Origin of the sequence: Paenibacillus cineris (genome assembly GCF_018333335.1) — a bacterium.
Taxonomy (GTDB): Bacteria; Bacillota; Bacilli; order Paenibacillales; family Paenibacillaceae; genus Paenibacillus_AQ; species Paenibacillus_AQ favisporus.
In genome coordinates, this window is sequence record NZ_BORU01000001.1 from 3,327,189 (window position 1) to 3,346,649 (window position 19,461).

At 50.9% G+C, this 19,461-nt stretch carries 18 protein-coding genes and 1 pseudogene; 1 reads left to right on the top strand and 18 read right to left on the bottom strand.

Annotated features, from left to right (window positions below; all coding sequences use genetic code 11):
• Window positions 1–60 precede the first annotated feature (60 nt).
• The 11 genes and pseudogenes from KI379_RS15475 to KI379_RS15520 form a co-directional block, all read right to left on the bottom strand.
• A complete protein-coding gene (locus KI379_RS15475) occupies window positions 61–1,251 on the bottom strand; it encodes a cation:proton antiporter (RefSeq protein ID WP_212984751.1) in 1,191 nt (396 codons plus the stop codon).
• A gap of 273 nt (window positions 1,252–1,524) precedes the next feature.
• Window positions 1,525–2,007: an anthrone oxygenase family protein gene (locus KI379_RS15480; protein WP_212984119.1), complete on the bottom strand. Its 483-nt coding sequence runs from the start codon at window positions 2,005–2,007 to the stop codon at window positions 1,525–1,527.
• 48 nt (window positions 2,008–2,055) lie between these two features.
• Window positions 2,056–2,874, bottom strand: coding sequence for an SDR family oxidoreductase (locus KI379_RS15485; protein WP_212984120.1), 819 nt, complete (start codon window positions 2,872–2,874; stop codon window positions 2,056–2,058).
• A 70-nt stretch (window positions 2,875–2,944) separates the two neighbouring features.
• The gene (locus tag KI379_RS15490) at window positions 2,945–3,301 is read right to left on the bottom strand and encodes a MarR family winged helix-turn-helix transcriptional regulator (protein WP_244867205.1); all 357 of its coding nucleotides are present in this window, start codon (window positions 3,299–3,301) and stop codon (window positions 2,945–2,947) included.
• A 256-nt stretch (window positions 3,302–3,557) separates the two neighbouring features.
• Window positions 3,558–3,686 (bottom strand): DUF6254 family protein, encoded by a 129-nt coding sequence (locus tag KI379_RS34085; RefSeq protein WP_219845392.1) that lies wholly within the window; start codon window positions 3,684–3,686, stop codon window positions 3,558–3,560.
• A gap of 131 nt (window positions 3,687–3,817) precedes the next feature.
• Window positions 3,818–4,168 carry an MmcQ/YjbR family DNA-binding protein gene (locus KI379_RS15495; protein ID WP_212984121.1) on the bottom strand — a complete coding sequence of 117 codons (351 nt, stop codon included), beginning with the start codon at window positions 4,166–4,168 and terminating at the stop codon, window positions 3,818–3,820.
• A gap of 71 nt (window positions 4,169–4,239) precedes the next feature.
• Window positions 4,240–5,735 (bottom strand): annotated as a pseudogene (locus KI379_RS34355) (serine hydrolase domain-containing protein).
• A gap of 60 nt (window positions 5,736–5,795) precedes the next feature.
• Window positions 5,796–6,236 carry a DUF418 domain-containing protein gene (locus KI379_RS15505; RefSeq protein WP_212984122.1) on the bottom strand — a complete coding sequence of 147 codons (441 nt, stop codon included), beginning with the start codon at window positions 6,234–6,236 and terminating at the stop codon, window positions 5,796–5,798.
• Window positions 6,218–6,763, bottom strand: a complete 546-nt coding sequence (locus KI379_RS15510; protein WP_212984123.1) for a DUF418 domain-containing protein — start codon at window positions 6,761–6,763, stop codon at window positions 6,218–6,220. Before KI379_RS15510 ends, KI379_RS15505 begins: the two co-directional genes overlap by 19 nt.
• A gap of 281 nt (window positions 6,764–7,044) precedes the next feature.
• Window positions 7,045–7,227, bottom strand: coding sequence for a DUF2524 domain-containing protein (locus tag KI379_RS15515; RefSeq protein ID WP_076164415.1), 183 nt, complete (start codon window positions 7,225–7,227; stop codon window positions 7,045–7,047).
• Window positions 7,228–7,340: 113 nt separating this feature from the next.
• Window positions 7,341–9,359: a beta-galactosidase gene (locus tag KI379_RS15520; protein ID WP_212984124.1), complete on the bottom strand. Its 2,019-nt coding sequence runs from the start codon at window positions 9,357–9,359 to the stop codon at window positions 7,341–7,343.
• A 137-nt stretch (window positions 9,360–9,496) separates the two neighbouring features.
• Here KI379_RS15520 and KI379_RS15525 point away from each other — a divergent pair, with 137 nt between their 5' ends.
• Complete coding sequence (locus KI379_RS15525; protein WP_212984125.1) at window positions 9,497–10,336, top strand: helix-turn-helix transcriptional regulator; 840 nt, start codon at window positions 9,497–9,499, stop codon at window positions 10,334–10,336.
• Between the two features lie 21 nt (window positions 10,337–10,357).
• Here KI379_RS15525 and KI379_RS15530 read toward each other — a convergent pair whose 3' ends face one another.
• From KI379_RS15530 to KI379_RS15560, 7 genes are all read right to left on the bottom strand, one after another.
• Window positions 10,358–11,326, bottom strand: coding sequence for an NAD(P)-dependent alcohol dehydrogenase (locus KI379_RS15530; protein WP_212984126.1), 969 nt, complete (start codon window positions 11,324–11,326; stop codon window positions 10,358–10,360).
• Window positions 11,307–11,999 carry a hypothetical protein gene (locus KI379_RS15535; protein ID WP_212984127.1) on the bottom strand — a complete coding sequence of 231 codons (693 nt, stop codon included), beginning with the start codon at window positions 11,997–11,999 and terminating at the stop codon, window positions 11,307–11,309. Before KI379_RS15535 ends, KI379_RS15530 begins: the two co-directional genes overlap by 20 nt.
• A 297-nt stretch (window positions 12,000–12,296) precedes the next feature.
• Complete coding sequence (locus KI379_RS15540; RefSeq protein WP_212984128.1) at window positions 12,297–14,894, bottom strand: LuxR C-terminal-related transcriptional regulator; 2,598 nt, start codon at window positions 14,892–14,894, stop codon at window positions 12,297–12,299.
• A 295-nt stretch (window positions 14,895–15,189) separates the two neighbouring features.
• Window positions 15,190–15,801: a hypothetical protein gene (locus tag KI379_RS15545; RefSeq protein WP_212984129.1), complete on the bottom strand. Its 612-nt coding sequence runs from the start codon at window positions 15,799–15,801 to the stop codon at window positions 15,190–15,192.
• A gap of 139 nt (window positions 15,802–15,940) precedes the next feature.
• A complete protein-coding gene (locus KI379_RS15550) occupies window positions 15,941–16,468 on the bottom strand; it encodes a YEATS-associated helix-containing protein (protein WP_089547740.1) in 528 nt (175 codons plus the stop codon).
• Between the two features lie 58 nt (window positions 16,469–16,526).
• The gene (locus tag KI379_RS15555; protein WP_212984130.1) at window positions 16,527–17,975 is read right to left on the bottom strand and encodes a hypothetical protein; all 1,449 of its coding nucleotides are present in this window, start codon (window positions 17,973–17,975) and stop codon (window positions 16,527–16,529) included.
• Window positions 17,976–17,978: 3 nt separating this feature from the next.
• A complete protein-coding gene (locus KI379_RS15560) occupies window positions 17,979–19,421 on the bottom strand; it encodes a hypothetical protein (protein ID WP_089547742.1) in 1,443 nt (480 codons plus the stop codon).
• Between the last annotated feature and the right edge of the window lie 40 nt (window positions 19,422–19,461).

Genomic DNA, 19,461 nt, shown 5'->3' on the forward strand with positions numbered 1-19,461 from the left:
TATATTCTCGTCTCCCTATTTTAACACTTACAATAGTTTTCCAGTCTCTTCTGTTTTTGCTTATTTGTCGTCATAGCTAGAGCCCATATTCGATTGAGTATAGCGATGCGTACCACTTCCGCCCGAAAATAACATCTTCAACAAAGGCGGCGTAATAAGCGTCGTCAAAATCACAACAATGACAACGGAGGTGAAGTATTTCTGCTGCAGCAGTCCGGACTCCAGACCTGTTGCCGCTATAATGAGAGCTACCTCTCCGCGAGAAATCATTCCCGACCCGATCGCGAGCGATGAGCGGCCGTTAAAACCGGTGAGCTTGGCGCCCAGCCCGCCTCCGAGCAGTTTGGTCAGAACGGCCACGACTGTAATGACGCCCATGAACAGCAGTTGATTAGCAGCACCTTCAAACGTAATGTTGAGACCGATGCTGACAAAAAATACGGGGACGAAGATGGAATAAGCCACCGGCTCCAGACGGTCCTCCACATCATGCTTGAAAGGAGTCTGGGAAACGGCGATGCCCGCCGCAAAAGCGCCAATAATGGCGGCTACCCCCATGAGATCGGCAAAATACGATAAGGCAAAGCACACGATAAGCGCTCCGCTGATGACGGCTTCTGTTACGCGCAGAGGTGCAAATAACTTCAAGAACCAAGGGACGGCCAGCCAACCGACAACGATGGCTACGACAAAAAACAGCAGCTTTTTGCCAATGAGCAGGCCAAGGGAGATGTCGTGACCCGTGCCAAGCAAGCTCATCATCACAGCCAGCAGGACGACGACGATGACATCATCCACAACCGCTGCACCCAGGATCGTCGTGCCTTCCTTTGTGTTCAGCCGGTCCATTTCTTTCAGCGTCTGAACGGATATGCTAACCGAAGTAGCACAAAGCAGCAAGCCCAGGAAAAGTCCCTGGTTATTGCTCAGGCCAAAAACAGATGCGGCTCCATAGCCGCCGATAAACGGCAGTATAATGCCTCCAACCGCTACGGCGAACGCCGACTTCCAATTTTTTCGCAGCTGTTCCAAATCGGTTTCCAGACCCGCCATAAACATCAGCAGCAGGACGCCGATTTCAGAGAAAATGGATATAAATTCATTCGGATGAATCCAGCCGAGCACAGCGGGACCGACAAGAATGCCAGCAAGCAGCTTTCCCAGAACAGCAGGCTGACCGAGCCTGGCGAACAAGTCCCCAAGCAGTTTAGTAGCGAGCAAAATAATAGCCAGGTATAGCAAAATTTCCAACATTTAAGCGCCTCCTTCGAGTATGAATATTGTGACCAGCCTTGAATTCAGCCATCCATATCCGGAAAAAAGCACAAAAAGAGCCCGTCAACGACAGGGCTCTCCTACAAGAACGCAGAAAGAGCCTGTCGTGACAGGCTCCTCCGGTGTTCCGATGTATGAATTTCTTATATTATACATGATTTGAGGCATTTATGCAATCTGCCACCAAAATGAATAAAACTGTTGTTTAACCTCTATCATCCCGGAATTGCATTGATGTGATGAACAGGATTACCATTTACGAACAGCGATCATAAAGGAAATCAGCGCAGCGATGGAGGAAATCGTTCTTACATGATTCCAGGGTACCCAGCCGGCAATATAATCACTCCATACTTGCGCTCCCTCGGCAGTCCCCGGACTTACAGCTGCTAGAGAATTATTAAGCGGGACATTGAAGATGGCCGTTACCAGAAACACTCCGATAAAAATAAACAAGCTGCCAATGATTACATAGACCGCGCTCTGGGTGCCCGCTTTGAAGAACGAAGCAACGCCCAAAACGACGCTTAGGATGGTGGTCCCCATAAAAACGAGCATAAACAACGATTGCAGTATCGTCGAATTGATCGACTGCATGGCAGATATGCTCTGCTCTGCAGGAAGCCGGGAAAGCGACGTCATCACGAATGCCGAAAAGGTGAAAAATACGCCGGCCAGCAATCCGGATCCTAACGAAGACGCGAAGGTCAGATAATATAAAAAATTCACCACAGTTATTTCCTCCTACGATTTGATGGACTACTTTGATAAACTACTGTTTTAACCCCAAGCTCCGTCTGCAGCCGCTTGCCGTGCAAAGTCGAAGAAATCCCTTGGCTTTCTTCCTAGTATTTGCTCCACGCCGTCCGCCGGAATCTCGTTTCGGCCATCCAGCACGGTGGAGAACAAATAAGACAGCAGTGTTATATACTCATCAGGTACTTGTTGTTGTGTAAGCATGGATAGGAATTGTTCGGAAGTAAGCTCGACATACCGTATATTCCGCTGACAGGCTTGAGCGATCAAGGACGTAGCTTCCGCAAAAGTAATCGCCTGCGGACCCGTCAATTCATATCGCTGCCCGATATGCCGGTCATCTGTCAAAGCCGAGACGACTGCATCTGCAATATCGTCTGCATCGATGAACGGTTCTCTCACGCTTCCCGCCGGCAGTGCTACCACTCCCGCTTGTATCATGTCATACAGGAAGCTCTCGCTGAAATTCTGGCAAAACCAGCTGCAGCGGAGGATCGTCCAGTCGGCGCCGGAATTTTGCAGCGCAAGTTCGCTCCGCTGAGCTTCCTCCTCACCTCGGCCGGACAAAAGAACTAATCGGCGCACGCCGGTTTCTACGGCCAATCTCGCGAACGAACCGATCGCTTGAGCAGCACCCGGAACGGCCAAGTCCGGATAATAGGTAATATACGCTGCCCTTGTCCCATGCAGTACAGGCTCCCATGTGGACGAATCGCTCCAATCAAAGGGCTGCTCAGCGGAACGTGATCCGGAACGGACCGGTATTCCCTTTTGCAGCAGTTTCTCTGATACCCGACGCCCTGTTTTCCCCGTACCGCCTACGATAAGAACCGGCTGATTCATTCAATCTCCTCCAATATTTTATTTAGTTGCACAAGCAAACGTTGTGCGATTGAAAAACCGAATGCTCATGTCATTCGGCACTTTCCAAGCGGTTGCTTACCTCGTTCAGCTGAAGCGAGAGTTCATCGTCCTGACTTTCTAATATCGTGTTATAACGCTGCCGCAGCTTTTGCCAACATTCGTGGATTTGACTCTCCATCTCTCTTCCCCGGTCTGTTGCATAAATCAAGGACATTCTGCCGTCCTGGCGGCTGCTGAGAAGTCCTTTGGCTTGAAGGCTCTCGATGAGCCGCGTAATGGTGGAAGGCTTAAGATGGAGGCTTTGGCCGATTTCCTTCTGGGAAATGCCGTCCTTCTCCAGCACCGTCAGCATCAGAAATGCAGAAGTTGGGTTTAGTCCACTTGGTGCAAATTCATCTTCGGCCATCTTGGTAATAATCCTGCTGAGGCGATTGGCTGTGAAATATAAGCATTCTTTAAAATAAGTGTCCAACATGTCGCTGCCTCGATTCAATGTTCAAATTAATGTTTGCACAAACAAATATAATACACTTTTTCCAACTTGTAAAGACTGGAAATGTGAAGTGACTTGCACATTTTGAGCAATGGCCCGTTAGTGCCTTATTGCCATCGTGGACAAAAAGGAAGACTGCCGGACATTGGCCCGTACAGTCTCCTCTTCCCTACTTCGCAGTATGCTCCTCATCATATTCGCTGGACAATTCCTTCAGCGATTTGATTTTGCCATGGGGATGCTGTTCTTGCTTGCGTGACTTCCAGGCCGCTTCATTTCTTCTTTTCTGGTGAGCCATGACAGATATCCTCCTCTGGAAAAGTGAGTTGTATACCACTTCCTTATGTTGTCATTCCAGGGCCCTGTTCATTCGTGAAAAGAACAGTCTCAATCCCGGAACAACTCATGACGGCGTTCATGCATTGCACTTCATTGTTTAGCCTTTCTTAATCGGATCTTGGGCTTCGTCAATTCATAGCTGTGCTTTACCATCTCATGGATATCATCATCCTGGAGGTCCCCATCCAAGATCACCGTATTCCAGTGCTCCTTATTCATGTGATACGCCGGCGTCACTTCTTGGAACACACTGCGCAAAAAATCGGCCCGGCTCGGTTCGCATTTCAAATTTACGCACAAGTGATCGTTGCGATGAAAAATCAGCGCAAAGCTCTTTTTGTTCCCTTTATGGCGGATTACGGTCCATTCTGCTCCAAACGGATGGTCTTCATAACAGGCCGGATAGGACAGACAGTATTCAATGATTTCATCGATCGTCATGGGTTTCCCTCACTGCTTGATTATTTACAATTCGACTTTTTTTCTTATTATAATCGAGCGTCAAAACTATTTCATTTTTTTGTGAAGAGTAGAAGCAATCCGTAGATAAAATAAAGGATGCACGCCGTGACGACGCTATACAGAAACACAGGAATAGACGTCGGCGCCCATACTTGAATGAATGCCCAAGGTAATCCTCCAAGCAGGAGGTTCGGCAGCATGCTTATAAATATTAGAACGGCAGCAACCATACAAATATGGATGAGCAGCAGCAGCTTTCTTTTTCCGGTTAAAGGGCTTCTCCTGCGTTGTTTAACGGCAAGCTTTCTGACGATTCGAGCTGACAGGGCAACCCATAATACACCGAATAAAACGACGATGATTTCGAGGATGCTCACGATGCGATCCAGCAGTTGATAGCTGTCGGTATGATTCTCCGCCGGAGTCTGTCCCTTCCACAATTCCATCACGCCTTGTCCAATTGCCGTTGTGAAACTCGTGTTCATATTGGCGAGAATCGCCACAACCAGCTGTTGATCCGGCTGCAAAATAAAATACGACGTAAATGACGGATTCTCACCGGCATGAAAAATAACTTGTTCCTTGCTTTTGCTCATGACAGCCCATCCGTTGGCATAATACGTATTCTGGTCAAAAGGATTTACCGACTTGTCCGGATTGTGCGACTCTTCAATCAGTTTGGGATCGATGACTTGTTCAGGAGCGCTCTTTAGCTGGAGCTTGATCCATTTCGCGATATCATTCGCATTGCTGACGATATAACCCGCAGGGGTGTTGCCCCGATAAATCGGAGATGTGAATGGCCTATGATTCATCCATCCGATTTTATAGCCGGAAGCCATATGGTCTGGTTGAGTCGACGGTACACCTACGAACGAGCTAGTCATGCCAATCCGATCTAAAATGTACTGCTTCATGTACTGATCATAGGGCAGGTTGGAGACCCCTTCGATAATTAGGCCCAGCACGTCGTAGTTTATCGTTGCGTATTCAAAGGAACTCCCGGCTTTCGGTTCAGCGTCTGGCCCTGCAATGTTTTTACCGTCAGCTCAAGCGCGTTGTCCGCTTTGCTTTCAGGGATCCGGGTGATCGTATTGGAGGGGATGCCGCTGGTATGATGCAGCAACTCGTTAATCGTTATCTTTTGCGGCTCACCGTGATAAGTTAACTCTAACCATGGGATGTATTTTTGAACATCATCCGTCCGATGCAGCAGCCCTTCCTTCTCCAGCTGCAAAATCGCTAAACCCGTAAAAGCTTTCGTCGTCGAACCGAGTTCAAATAAGGTTTCGGATGTTACGGGAGTTTTCGTCTCTACGTTCGCGTATCCAAAGCCTTTTTGATACACCGTCTCCCCTTTCTCGACAATCACCACAGAGATTCCGGGTATTTTACTGATGCTTTGCTGGTTTTTAACATACTGTTCGATCTTCCGGATCTTATCGTTTGACTCCGCCCACACGATTCCCGGAGCGATACTGCTGATGGTCATAACGGCTGCAAGTAATAACAAGCCCATTTTGATCCATGATTTCAATGCGTACATTCTTTTTCTCTCCCTAGTTCATTGACATCTGCCTGGCTTCATGAGTCGATTGCGATTTACTTATTTTCTGATGGGTATCCTTTTACCGTAAGTCAGCAGCCGCCATAGCCATTCCATAGGCCCCATACGAAACCGTTTGAGCCACAGGAAACTGAGCGGAATCTGAACAGCATAGATGCAAAGTGCGATGAGAGTTGTTTCCGACACACTGACCTTCTGCTTCAGATCAAACAAGAATAGAATCACCACAAGGATGGCTGTTTGGCCAAGATAGTTCGTTAATGCTGTTCGGCCGAAAGCAGCCAACGGTTTCAGCAACTGCAGAATGCGCCGGTTCCGGTGCAAAAGCAGAAAAGTCGAGACATAGAAGGCTGCCATGACCAAGCCGGCTACATTCGCTCCTTCTTCATACCAGCTCGTCGGGAATGTTCTGTACTGCAGGTAAATCGCCCCCGGAGTCAGTGCGAGGCAGACCCATGCCGTCAGCCGTAATTGGGGCACAAATTCGTCAATCCTCGTAAAAATCCGATTTGTCCGAGTAAAAGCCCTAGCAAAAACATCGCTAGCGTTACGGCATATTCACCCAGAACGAGGCTCAGCCCAAGAGCGGCCAGCATTGCGGCGAAATTGAAAGCAGGCTTTCGGTTATAAAATGGAATCAATAGAAAGCCGATGACAGCATAAACATGCAGCGCTTCTCCCGGTTGAAAAATAAAATGAGCGACTCCGAAGACCAGCAGCGCGGCAAGCCGCCTTATGAACAGAACGACCGCGTTGTCCCCCCTCGCCTTTGCCCGTGAAATGAAAATATAAAATCCGGTTCCGAACAATAACGAGAAGATTACATAGAACCGCTGCTCCACCGCATAATCGTAAAATCGGCTCAGCCCCCAATCCAACGTACCACTTGAGGGGAACGCCGCCTCCATGATACTCGTTATATTCACAAGTAAAATGCCCAAGAGGGCGAAGCCCCTTAAGGCATCCAGCACTGCTATTCTGTTTTTGGTCCCCTCATCCTGATTCATCCTGTATCACTCCTCATCTTGCTGTCTTCCGTCGCACCTCGCTAATGTAAGCTAATTTGAAAATGATTTGAATAGAGAAAGCCTTACATATGCCTTACACTTTAGTAAGGGAATCATCTTCTCATACGAAAAGATGATCATCCCTAATAGGAACGACCGTCTTTAATCACGGCAATGCCGGGTGCCGCAAACGATGTATTTTCCGCAAGCTTAATTCATGAAAAAAAGCACCCCTCGACTCGGTATAGGTACATACCGGGTTTAGGAGTGCTGCTGCCAAACTAATGATTAATGTCACATTTGTTCATAATAAATGCGATCTGATTCTCGAGGCGGTTAATATCTTCCTGCGTCTTGGGGTCTTCCTTGCCCATGCCCCGGAGCGAGGCGAGCTCCTGCTTCAGCTGATGCAAATCCTCCCCGGCATTGCTGCAGTCATAGTTACTTTCCAGGTTTTCGAGCATATGCTTTTCCTCCATTTTCTCTTGGATGTACTTCCCTATTATGGAGGATTCACCCGAAATTATTCAGAATGGGTCAGCGAAGAAATCGGTTATGTTCCTTTACGAACCACACTCTAGATCCCTTGGTTTAAAAGCACATGCACGGCGTATGGTTCCAGGAGAATGCGGCCTTCCATGGTCTGCTTGCTCTGGGCATCTATATACGTGCTCCCCAGTTTTACCTCGACGGATTCACTGCGATGATTCAGCAGCATTAGGTAGCTTTTGCCATCCTTTTCTCTTTCTACTGCCTCGACTCCATCATATTTTTGGGGCAAGGATGGGACAGCGCCCTCCCTTTCCAGAACCAGCTTCATCAAGCTCTCCATCGCCCGGTCATCCAGGTCGCACCCGACGTAATAAACCTTCCCTTTACCATAGGTGTGAACAGTAACTGCCGGTGTTCCGCTGTAATAATGACTCTCATAATCCGCGAGGCTCTCAGCCCCTTCCAGCTTAAGCACATCGCACCACATGGAAGCGGTGCCGTCTCCGAACTCTCCGCCCACAGATACGGTCCGGCCGAAATTAACCGAGTCATACTCTTCTAGTTCAACGCCCGCCAGTGTCCGGAACAAACCAGGCAGTGTCAAAGTCGTCATGCGGTTATTCCATGTACGTGTTCCCGACCGGAACGTGATGAGCAGCGAACCGCCGCCTGCCACATATGCCTCACATTTGTCTGCGATCTCCTCCGTCATCAAATTAAATGCCGGCATCAGAACAAGCTTGTACGGCGTAAAGTCAGTCTCCACGCTGACCAGGTCTACGCCGACATGCTGCCCGGCAACTGCATCGTAGTAGCCTGCCAGCAGAGCTTCATAACTGAAGTTCCGGTTATGAGGCTGAGCGCGGTGGCTCCACACCTGATCATAGCTTTTAATGAGGGCTACGGTATTGTTGTTGGCGGCCCCTACAAACAGGGGTGACAGTTCTTTGAGTTCATGTCCGATCGCGGTGATCTCCCGGTACCGTCTCCGGCCGACGCCGTCATGGTCAAGGATGCCGTGCCAATACTGTTCAATGCCAACCGTGCAGGCCCGCCAGCGGAAATAGACCATGGCATCCGCTCCATGCGCGATCGCCTGATAGGTCCATAAACGAAGTTGTCCCGGTTCGGGCGTATCGCCCAACGAGTGCCAGCCGCACGGACCGCTCTGCTGTTCCATCATCCAGTAGTTTTGATTTTTGATGCCCCGCATCAGATCATGGGCCATGGCCACGGTCAGAGGCGAAGATTTGCCCCACATATTATTCGGATAGTTATCCCAAGAAATAAAGTCAAGATCCTTGCCTAAGTCGAAGTAATCAATCTCGCTGAAATGACCCATCAAGTTATGGGTGATCGGCAGGGAGCTGCATGCACGAATTTCTTCAATTTGGAGCCGTTGATAGGCGGCCGTCGAATCGGAATAGAATCGGCGGTAATCGAGCTGCATACCCGGATTATGGTTATATGGGGTAGACATCAATCCGCCGGAACCGCCTTGGCTGAAGCCGTCGCTTGCGGCATACGTGGGAAGCATAATTTCTTCCCAGCTGCGGTAAGTATGGCTCCAGAACACGGTTCCCCACTCTTCATTCAGCTTGTCGACGGTCCCATACTTTTCGCGGAGCCAGATCCGAAAGGCATGCAGATCGCTCTGGCAGTAGCACGGACCGCCGAATTCGTTATCGATCTGCCAAGCAACAACGTGCTCATTGTCTTTGTAATGCTCGGCCATGACCCGGGCAATGGTTGCGGAATACTTCTGATACACCGGATGATTAACGCAATAATGCCTCCGTGTACCAAAGCCTTTGGTCAGTCCATGGACATCGACGGGGTACATATCCGGATATTTGTCCATCAGCCACTTGGGAGCCGCCGCCGTCGGTGTTCCCAAAATGATCTTGATCCCTTCCCTTGCGAGCACTTCAATGGCATGGTCGAGCCACGCAAAGTCGTACCGTCCTTCCTCCGGCTCCAGTTTGGCCCAGGCGAATTCCGCCAGCCGGACAATGTTGATATTCGCTTCCCGCATCATTCGCGCATCGACGGGCCAACGTTCTTCGGGCCAATGCTCTGGGTAATAATCCACGCCGTAATACATGGGCATATCCTCCAATATGTATCAATATTTTGCTTGATAACATCTTCTTGAACCCATTATATTATTAATCATATGGGGCTTAAATCGTAAGATTTTGATAATCACGTATAACAATTATGCTAAAAGGAAGCTGAGATATGAGAATCAATTACTTCATTCCGAGCCCGCGCTTCACGAACCTCATTTGTTATCCCGAGTCGTTCGGACATTATGCAGATGAGCCATCACACAGTGAAAACCGGACGCACGGACTCTCCACCTATAACTGGCATATCGTCCGCGGCGGGAAAGGATATATTCAAGTCGGTGAAACTATGCTGGAACTTGGCCAAGGTACCGGCTTTCTATGCGGCCCCGGTGTTCCCCAGCGGTATTATGCCGATCAAGACGAGCCTTGGGATATCCGGTGGGTTCATTTTACGGGTCCTGGTCTTCGTACGTTACTTCAAGGGAGAGGTGAACGGGAGGCATGGGTATTTTCGTGGGAGGGTGCGGACCGGCTTGACCGGCTGTGGTCGGATCTCCTGGCCACCGGCATTCACCCGCTGCAAGACGGCGAAGCGCGGTTGTCCGCGATGCTGTACGAGATGCTTGCCGAGTTCATCATGTACGTATACGGTTCGGAAGAACGTCCTCAGCCGGGGATGCGCACCAAGCTGATGGAGACGGCGCAGTGGATTCGCACTCACAGCCATCAGCCCCTTACGCTCGAGCTAATGGCGGGCCAGGCAGAGTACAGTCCCTCCCATTTCAGCAGGCAGTTTCACGGTTTGTTCGGCAAAACGCCGATCGAATTTTTGAACGAATGCCGTATTCTTCAATCTAAATCTCTGCTGATTTCAACCGGTTGGACCGTGAAAAAGGTCGCGGAGACGGTCGGATTCGCCAGCAGTACGTACTTTATTCAGCGTTTCCGCAAAAACGAAGGCATGACGCCAGAGCAGTTTCGGGAACTTCGTGGTGTTCACGTCAAGTGATGCGCGTTATTAACTGACGCCTCAATCCTCACAGACGGTTAGAACTACGTTGCCTTTCTTGTGGCCTAGCTCAACATAGGCATGTGCCTCGGCGGCTTGCTCCAACCGGTAACGACGGTCGATAACCGCCCGGAGCTGACCCGCTTCGATCCGTTCCTTCAGAAACACCAAATCTTCCGCGTTTTCCTTCATATTTCCGCCAATCACCTTCTTGCTGCTCGTCAAGCTGGCCCACAGCCCGCGAACGATGATCACCGGGTTCACATGATAAGCCCGAAGGTAGACACCGTCTGATGCCAGAAGCTTGACGCATACACTAAAGGGGCTTTTTCCCACCGTGTCGAAAATAATATCGTAAGGCGGGCCGTCATTAGGCAGCTGCTGTTTCGTATAATCCAAAACCCGATCGGCTCCGATTGACGTCACCAGCTCTGCATTCGAAGCGCTGCATACTCCGGTGACTTCCGCTCCAAAGTGCTTTGCCAGCTGCACGGCATACGTCCCGACGCTGCCTGAAGCACCATATACGAGTACGCGCATGCCGCTTTTTATTTTCCCTGCTCTGAGAAACTGGAGCGCAGTGAGGGCGCCAACCGGAACGGCAGCCGCCTCTTCAAACGTCATATTATCCGGCTTTAGCGCCACGCTCCCCTCCTCGGGCAGGCATTTGTATTCCGCATATGCCCCAAAGCTGTTGCCACAGGCTGCGTAGACGGCATCCCCTGGCTTGAAGCGGGTAACGCTTGATCCCGTGGATTCGACCACACCGGCCAATTCAAATCCGAGAATCCGGATGCGCTTTGGTCTCCACAATCCGTTGAACATTCTTGCCAGAAAAGGGTCCGCCCTGCGTAATCGCCAATCTCCTGCTGCAGCGGTTGTAGCGTAGACCTTGATTAATATGTCGCCGGCTTTAGGGGCCGGCTTGGTCACTTCCTTGAGCTGAAGCACATGTGGAGGTCCGTATTGTTCATATACGATGGCTCTCATTTTTTCTCCCCCTGTGTTGGTTTCGGACCCGTCGATGCGCTGCTTCAAGACCCCGTTCTGACCAAACCGCATAACCCATACCTGCGAGAGCGATTCCCATTGGGACAGCCAATACCCGATCCAGCGGGTGTGGAAGCAGTGATGAAGCCAGAGTCGACACAGCGGCGCAAGCCAACAGAACAGCTGTCCAGCGCGGGAGAATCCCGGCGCGGAACGTAGCGATGCCAAGCAGCAGACCGCCGAGCACATAGAGCCCACCACCTACAGGTGCTACTCCAGGCAGGAGGCCAAGGTTGGACACGGCTGATGATCCGGCAAAAATCCCTAAGTACCCCTCCACGAAACTCGGTGCATCCGCAGCGATAACCGGTAAAACAAAAGCTTCTACAAAGGTGAAAGCCGTTGTAGCCGTCCAAAAGAGACCAAACAGGAGAAAACCGGCTAATCCGGTCCACCCGGCTGCATGGACTTGCCTTGTATAAATTCCGGTTATGCCGAGCAGTCCGAGCAGAGACATCGCGAGGGTCAAGTAATGGACGATGGCCCAAGCCTTTGTGGTAACGGATGATAGAAGTTCAGGCGGATGAATTGCCTGGATGACGATAAAAAGAATGCCCGCCAAGATGGCGGATAAACCGCTCCAACGAATGACGCGATAAGCTGTGATGTTCATATCGTTTTCTCCTTTTTGTTTTTATTCTTGTCGACGATTAGCAAGTTCTGTTCACTCCGGTATATTTACTGTCAGCCTTCTTGTGCTTTATTGATCTGATGTCGTGGTCAGTCCCCTTTCATCGTGCGGCTCCGTTCCTAAATTGAAGATACAGGATCATGTGGTGAGATGGCATCACCAGATGTGGTGATTTTAGATGGTCACGGTATATTCATTCGAAGTAAGCGAAATAAAAAAGAGCCCCGATCCTGGGCTTATTCCTTCTTCCAGGTCCGGAGCTATACGGAAATCGCTATGTCACAAGTCATCAAGCTCTTCGGCGCGCCTAACGGCTGCCCGACGGTTGTTCACCTCAAGCTTGTCATAAATGTTTTTGGTATGAGTTCGCAGCGTATTCAGCGAGACGTGGAGCTCTCGCGCGATTTCAGGCCCGCTCAAATCGGTTTTGAGCAGACGCAGCACGTCCCGCTCCCGTTCGCTCAGCGGCTCTCCAACTGCCTTTTTCGCAGCCGATCCGCTTCCCTCCTTGCCAAAGGATAGCAGAAGAAGCCGCACATAGTTTGGACAGATCCCTCCATTCCATGCTGCTTCCAGCAAAGCGGCCATCGGTTGGCCCTCGTCTGCAAAAATCCGAACGTACCTTTCCGGCTCTGCCAGTGTCAGGGCACGCTCCAGCGGCGCAAGTGCGGAGGACATGTCACCTTGGCTGTGATGAGCAAGGGCTTGAAGGATCAAAATTTCGATCTGACTCCCCGTCCTTCCGCTGTCTGCCGCTGCTTGGGACAGGCGTTCCAGGAATCCCAACGTTTCCTGAATCTGTGCAAGGTTACTTGGATGCCGGTGCAAAAGTACCCGGGCCAGGGTTATGTGCTCAAATTCGCGCAGATAGTGCAGGTCATCCGATGTGGAGAGACCCTGTTCGTGTACCCATCCCGCAGCCTCGCTCCATCTATTCAGAGCCAGCCACACGCGTGCTTTCAAGGCCGACACCGGACGCACGTTTGGAAAAAAATCACCGACATACCGCTGCTCAGCCTCTTGAAGCAGTTCAAGCGCGCCATCCAAGTCTCCTTGCGATTGCCGAATACGCGCCATAGCTACCCGCCAGCGATACGGATATTGGGGCAGTCCCATTGGCTCACCCAACTCCTGACTTCGATGCAGATGCTGCATAGCGGCGTCCAAGTCCCCCTGCTCCCGACTTAGCTCGCTCATTCCGATGTACATGTCCGCTGTGCCCCGCGTTTCAGGAGTACCCATCTCCGCAGCAAGCAGTAATCCATTCTGAAAGATATCCATGGCCTGGCGCAGCCGCCCCAACGCTATGTTTATATCGGACAGAGCAATGGAGCCCCCGATCGCGTCCGAGATGTTCCCTGCCCGCCGGACATTCGCCATTCCCTCACTGAACATCCGGTACGCCTCCTGAAGATCTCCACTCGTCCATGCCGCAAGACCAAGGAGCGCGGCTGCCGCGCCGCGCCTTAAATGATCATCCGCCGGAACGAGGTCAAGGACCCTCTTAGAGTAAAAAATGGCGGCGGGTATATCCCCCGTGGCCTGGGCATAAGCGGCGCGGTATCCGGCAATGGTGCCCGGAAGGCGGCGAAATTCCTCCTCGTCTACGTAACACATATCGGTTGCTGAAGTTTCCGGCGTCGTATCCAATGAGGAATTCTCCAGCCACCGTTCGGCATCGCGCAGCCGTTCCTCTGCCCCTTCGACCTGGCCGACGGCAAGTAACGCCCATGCATATTCAACGCTGAGAACGGGCCTATGGCGAATGATTTCCTTGGGCAGCGCCTCAATCCACCCGAGCACTGCGGATTCCTGCCTGCTCCTCCGCATGGCTGCCCAAGCCTGCTCGATCAGATCCGCCGCTCGGGGGAAGTCTTCGGCAGCCAACGCGTGCCCTATTGCTTCAGCGTAGGAGCCGTGCCGTCCATACCACTCACTCGCCCGCCGATGCAGTTCAGGAATGAGGTCAGGCTGATCTGTTCTTAAATGTATGGACAGCACTTCACCAAAGAGATGGTGATAGCGATACCACTGCCGCCTGTCATCCAGGGGAACGATAAAGAAGCTGCCCTGCTCCAGCGATTGAAGCCGAGCTGCCCCTTCGTTCTGGCCGGTAACGGCATCGCACAGCGGGCCATGCAGCCGATCCAGAATCGAGGTCTGAAGCAGGAAATTGCGGACATCGGCCGGCTGGCGCTGAAGAACCTCCTCGACCAGATAGTCGACGATGTACCGGTTGTCTCCGGCGAAGGAACGGATAAAAGCGGGAATGTCCTTACGTCCCTGCATCGATAGAGCCGCGAGCTGCAGCCCCGCAATCCAGCCCTCGGTACGATGTTCCAGCGCGTCAATATCCTCTGCAGACAGATGCAGCCCCATCACCTGATTAAGGAACTCGGCTGCTTCGCCTGCAGTAAAGCGCAGGTCCGTGTCGTGCAATTCGGTTAAATGGCCGCCGGCGCGAAGCCGGCTGAGGGAAAGCTGCGGGTTTTCCCGAGTCGCGATCACCAGGTGCATCTGCGTTGGTAAATGCTCGACCAGGAACGCAATGGTATGATCGATCTGCCTGTCTCCTACAGCATGATAATCGTCCAGCACAAGGACGAATTCAAACGGCATTGTTGAAATTTCATTCAGCAGCATTGTGAGCATCGATTCGGCTTCCGGTGGCGGTTGGGATTGGATTGCACGCATTACGGCTTCTCCGAAATGCTGCTCTATTGTCTGCAACGCAGCGACTAGGAGTGTAAGCAGACGCAGACGATCCTTATCCCTTTCGTCTAAAGATACCCAAGCGACAGGCCGTTCACAACCGGCAGCCCATTCGCTGATCAGTGTCGTCTTGCCAAAGCCGGCGGAAGCAGAAATTAAGGTCAACTTGCGCCCTATCCCCGCCTTCAGCCGCTCAATCAGGCGCGGCCTACTGACGAGCCGCGTTCGTGGCTGCGGGATGTATAGTTTAGTAGATAATACAGGAAGTTCCGGAATATTCATGGATATAATCCCTCGTTCAACCCATTTTTGCTCATATCAATCCGCATCCGAGATGGCCCCATTCTATGATTTATATCCATCATGATATCTTTAATCGGATGTTTCCACCACTAAAAATTAAACGGATAAACGGCTGCTTTTACATCTTCAGTGTATGGTTCTACGACGATGACCTCTGCTATCTTTCCAGCATTCGTATCACTGCCCATACTGCAAGCGTTGCAATGATTGCAACGATGGCTGATCCGCCGGCGTGCAGAAGCAGCAATGGAGCCCACAGAATGCCGAGATAACGATGCACCACGCGCATCCTCTTGTTACGAATTCTTTTTATGAAGAACCCGTAACCGGCGATCATCAATAGGATCGTGAATGCGGAAAGACCGGTAAATATTTTATGATCATCTGGCTTGGTTATCAAAAAATATAAACCGTGAGCCGTGACGATCGTTAAGGTTATCCAACCCAAAAGCTTGTGCACGCCGTACAGACATTTTCCGGTTTTACGCACCAGCACCGAAGGGGATTTCATTTTCTTTTTAAACCAGACCCAAGAGAAACTAGCCGCACCGAGGAACACGGCGAGCGTTCCCAGGAACTTAAAAATTTCCGCACCACCTTCAGGCCGCTCTTCTCCGTGTGAATGCACGCTCAACCCACGTCCTTCCGGGGATGTTAACAGGTGATCACCATTGCTGTGAAAAGAAGAAATATAGAAATAGTAAGCTAAGAACAGGGCAGCAGCAACAGCTGCTATGATTGCAGGGATCCAGACCTTTTTTGTTTTCATGGGCTGCACCTTTCATAGAGATTTGACTTCACTATAAAAGAACAAGATTAAAAACCGATTAGAATCCGCTGTGATGCTGACGGCAGACAAAAAAAGAAGAGCGCCGCAGCATGCCAGCACTCTCCTATCACTTAACGCTTTACCCTTGCTTATCATTATTGATATTAATCGTTGATTGTTCATTCAATTTAATGATCCGGGATGAAATGCTGCCTATAATCCGTGCGGAAAACGTACTTGCGATCAGGCACACCCCGATGAAGACAAATATTTGCGGTACCTGCGTGCTGATCACATTCTCCAATTGAATGAAATTCAGCAGCAGCGGTACGGAAAAGGAAGCAATATTTCCGCAGAACACCGCGGTGACCAGCAGGTAGAACGACTTGTTGTCCCTAAAGTGCATCCCGGTATCAGTATCCGTGTTTTTAACCAGCAGGAAGCTGGTTACACCTCCTACGGACCCGCACAGCGTCATGGTCAGAAAATAAATCTCTCCTTCCGACAGCGCCTGAAAAAAGACAAGGCGTGCCAAATACCACAAGATCAGCAGCAATGCCACAAGACAGCCGACCTTAAACGCCGCATCGACATTGATCAGCCATAGCGGCTCCTTCGTTGGCTGGGGAGCAGCCGCCTCTTGGGAAGACGGCTGCTGAACGGCCATAGGGGCTGAATCCAGCATCGGGGATGAAGCTAAGGGAGCATGTATCGGAGTGGATGGATCATCCATTGGGGGTATCCACAATTAAACCAATGATTTTCGGAATTCCGCTCGTATCGCGAACTTCGAAACCGTCCTGAAGCTGGGTCGTCATCGAGCTGTAGTCGGAACCGGAAGCGGACGCCGACTCGAAGTTGAACGGGCCGATGCCAAACGTCGCTTTGGCGGACCATTGGGTTTGCGTCGTTGTGTTAGTCCAGTCTTTGGATGAGAATCTCAAGTAAGGCGCGTATCCTAGGACGACTCCCTTGACGACAATATTCATGAGTCCGGATTCGCCCCAGAGCGGTTTACCTGCAAACATACTGCCCTGCGGCCAGTTGGTGTAATCCTTATACGTGGACAGCAGTCCTTCGAAGAACCAATCCCCCGGGTTGATATTCACGGTAATCACATCTTGATACGTGATCAGAATATCGTAAGAATAATCCTCTTTAAACTGTGTGGATCCGGAATCATTGGTGCTTCCGCCAAGCCAGAACCAGTCGATGGGAATGCCCACGTTGGCACTGAATTTCCATGAGCTGTCCCTTTCGGTCTGCTGCTGATCATTTAATGCGATTTGTACGTTTGCCTGCTCTGCGAACAGCGGACCTCCGTTCTTCGTAGCGATGCCATTTTGCTTGATAAGCCATTGCCGGACGTCTTTAAGCTCGCTCGTTTTAAACCGGGGAACACTTGCTGTCGTATCGTTCTCCTTGATCGTCATTTGGAACTGAGCCGTTTTTTGCAGCTCATCCGCTGAATGAGGCTCGAAAGGATCGGCGAGTGCGACCGCTTCGGTCGCATCGGCCAGCTCCTGGTAGCCGGGTCCGAACTTTTTCAGCAGCAGAGCGTTCAGCTGTTCAGTCATTCCGCCAAGCAGGGCGCCATATGTCGTTTGCAGCGATTCTACCTTTGCCTTATAATCTTCGGTTCCCATTTGCTGGGTACGAAAGTTAGCCCAGGTCGGATCCGGCGGGTTGGTAAAATATACGCTGCACGCTTTTCCCGTTGAGTCGAGCTCCGCACAAACTTCGTTCAGCCAGTCCGAATAGATGCCTTGGTTGATTTTGGAAACGTCGCTGCTGAGGAGCGCGATTTTCGACCGGAGATCCTCGATTTGCGTGTCCAGCGGATCGGCCGATCCCCCGCCGGAAGACGAGCCGCCGCTTCCCGAATCGCCGCTGCCGGCAGGGACGATATCCCGGACCCATTGCTGGTAAATATCGAACAGCTTATTATTGAACGCGCCGCTCCACGTTAACCCCCAGGAAGGGATCGTATTGCCTACATTATAGGCGTCCGTCAGCGCGACGACCTCTTCGTCGCTGCCGAGATGGGAGTCCACCCGGCCGGCCGCCGCTATGAAATTTTTCGGATCGCTGCCCGGCAGATGCCCGGATATCGCCTGAACGAACAATTGCCAAAAACGTGCCTGGTCCTGCGCCACCGCATTATTGCTCATCACCACTTACGCCTCCCCAAACAGCTCAGCTAAGCCCTCAAATTCGTTTTCCTCATTACCTTTAAATTTATCGTCAACCGGATTTGGATCCTCTTGAACATTTTCCTCGTTTTGATTGATTTCTCCGTTTTCGTTCATGTTTTCAATGCCTTGCTCCATCGCCTGAACATCGCTTGCCGGCGGCAGCTGCTCGTTATTAATGAAGTCGAGTCCCTGCTCATTGTTGAAATTTTCCGGCTGCACATTGTCGATATTGTCCACAAACGAACCGTTCTCCTCGAGCGCCTTCGGATCACTGGATTCCTTGATTTCCTCTTTGGTGCTGTCGAGCTTCTTCTCGACTTCCGGTTTATTCGGTTCGTTCGGCTTTTTGATTTTTTCTACGAATTCCGATATGGCCTTAAACCGCTTAGGTACAGAGGCGATGAAATCCACGACAAACACCGCAGCCATAAAGTAACCGAGGTATTTCATCGCTTTATCAACGACGGACAGCTGTACGGATGGCGGAGTAGGGCACGATTTCCGATTTCCGTCGTGACTGCCCGAAGAACCTTCCGGCGGCTTGCCGATCCGTCCAAATATGCTTTCCTTCTTTTCGGTGCCGTCGCTGTTGGAATACGTAATCGTACCGAAAAACTCATTGCCGACGTATGCATCTTTATCGTCTTTGGCTGCCCGGGTAACCTGGCTGAATGTCAGCTGACCCGAATGATTCACCGTAAAGTCATCCTTCGTCCAGCTGAGTATGCCGTCCTTGTAAGTGACTTTATTCAAATCTTTATCCAGCATATCGCTGCCAATCGAGATCCCGTCGAGGCTGTCGTAAATAATGACTACGGGTCCCGTATCCGTTTTGCCGTCGGATGTGGTCATCACCGTATTGCCATAAATACCTGTCCAGAACTTCATGTCTACATTCCGCATCGCCTTAAAAGAAGCGTTGACCTGCTTCGCGGTACAATTATAGCCGTGCTGAGCCAGGAATTGATCCGGCGCCGACGTATCGGTATCCGTTGCCTTTTGCATCGCATCCTGCCAGCCGGCCAGAAGCGCGGTCTTCGCCAGGATGTCCTGGACGAAACGGTCGGACTCCGCATTCGGTTCGCTTTCCTTCACATGGTCTTCGTAAAAATCGGTACGGGTTAGCTCAAGCACATACACTGAAGTGGTTTCATACCCTTTTTGCGCCAAAAAGTTGTTGATGATTTTAAGCTTTTCCTTATATACGGTCTCTTTGTCGCTGCCGGCCGGGGGATTCTCGTCGATTTTCGATTTGATATTGGCCAAGAGCGAAGTCCACTGCTGCTTCAGCACCTGGTTGACCTGCAGGTCAGATACGAACAGCATCGCGTCCGCCTGCATTTTCAGCTTATCCGGATCCGTCGTATTTGGATCAAAAATTGAACCAGCGTCCGTTCCGTTTAAATTGGTGTTCACCGTCGTCACTTTTAAATTCCTCCTTCGATTCGGTTATGCTCTCAACGCC

What these genes read in the sequence shown, in the direction of transcription:
- KI379_RS15485 (WP_212984120.1), bottom strand. Translation starts at nt 2,874, where the DNA reads ATGAATCAGCCGGTTCTTATCGTAGGCGGTACGGGGAAAACAGGGCGT.
- KI379_RS15490 (WP_244867205.1), bottom strand. Translation starts at nt 3,301, where the DNA reads ATGGCCGAAGATGAATTTGCACCAAGTGGACTAAACCCAACTTCTGCA.
- KI379_RS34085 (WP_219845392.1), bottom strand. Translation starts at nt 3,686, where the DNA reads ATGGCTCACCAGAAAAGAAGAAATGAAGCGGCCTGGAAGTCACGCAAG.
- KI379_RS15495 (WP_212984121.1), bottom strand. Translation starts at nt 4,168, where the DNA reads ATGACGATCGATGAAATCATTGAATACTGTCTGTCCTATCCGGCCTGT.
- KI379_RS15510 (WP_212984123.1), bottom strand. Translation starts at nt 6,763, where the DNA reads ATGAATCAGGATGAGGGGACCAAAAACAGAATAGCAGTGCTGGATGCC.
- KI379_RS15515 (WP_076164415.1), bottom strand. Translation starts at nt 7,227, where the DNA reads ATGCTCGAAAACCTGGAAAGTAACTATGACTGCAGCAATGCCGGGGAG.
- KI379_RS15520 (WP_212984124.1), bottom strand. Translation starts at nt 9,359, where the DNA reads ATGTATTACGGCGTGGATTATTACCCAGAGCATTGGCCCGAAGAACGT.
- KI379_RS15525 (WP_212984125.1), top strand. Translation starts at nt 9,497, where the DNA reads ATGAGAATCAATTACTTCATTCCGAGCCCGCGCTTCACGAACCTCATT.
- KI379_RS15530 (WP_212984126.1), bottom strand. Translation starts at nt 11,326, where the DNA reads ATGAGAGCCATCGTATATGAACAATACGGACCTCCACATGTGCTTCAG.
- KI379_RS15535 (WP_212984127.1), bottom strand. Translation starts at nt 11,999, where the DNA reads ATGAACATCACAGCTTATCGCGTCATTCGTTGGAGCGGTTTATCCGCC.
- KI379_RS15545 (WP_212984129.1), bottom strand. Translation starts at nt 15,801, where the DNA reads ATGAAAACAAAAAAGGTCTGGATCCCTGCAATCATAGCAGCTGTTGCT.
- KI379_RS15550 (WP_089547740.1), bottom strand. Translation starts at nt 16,468, where the DNA reads ATGGCCGTTCAGCAGCCGTCTTCCCAAGAGGCGGCTGCTCCCCAGCCA.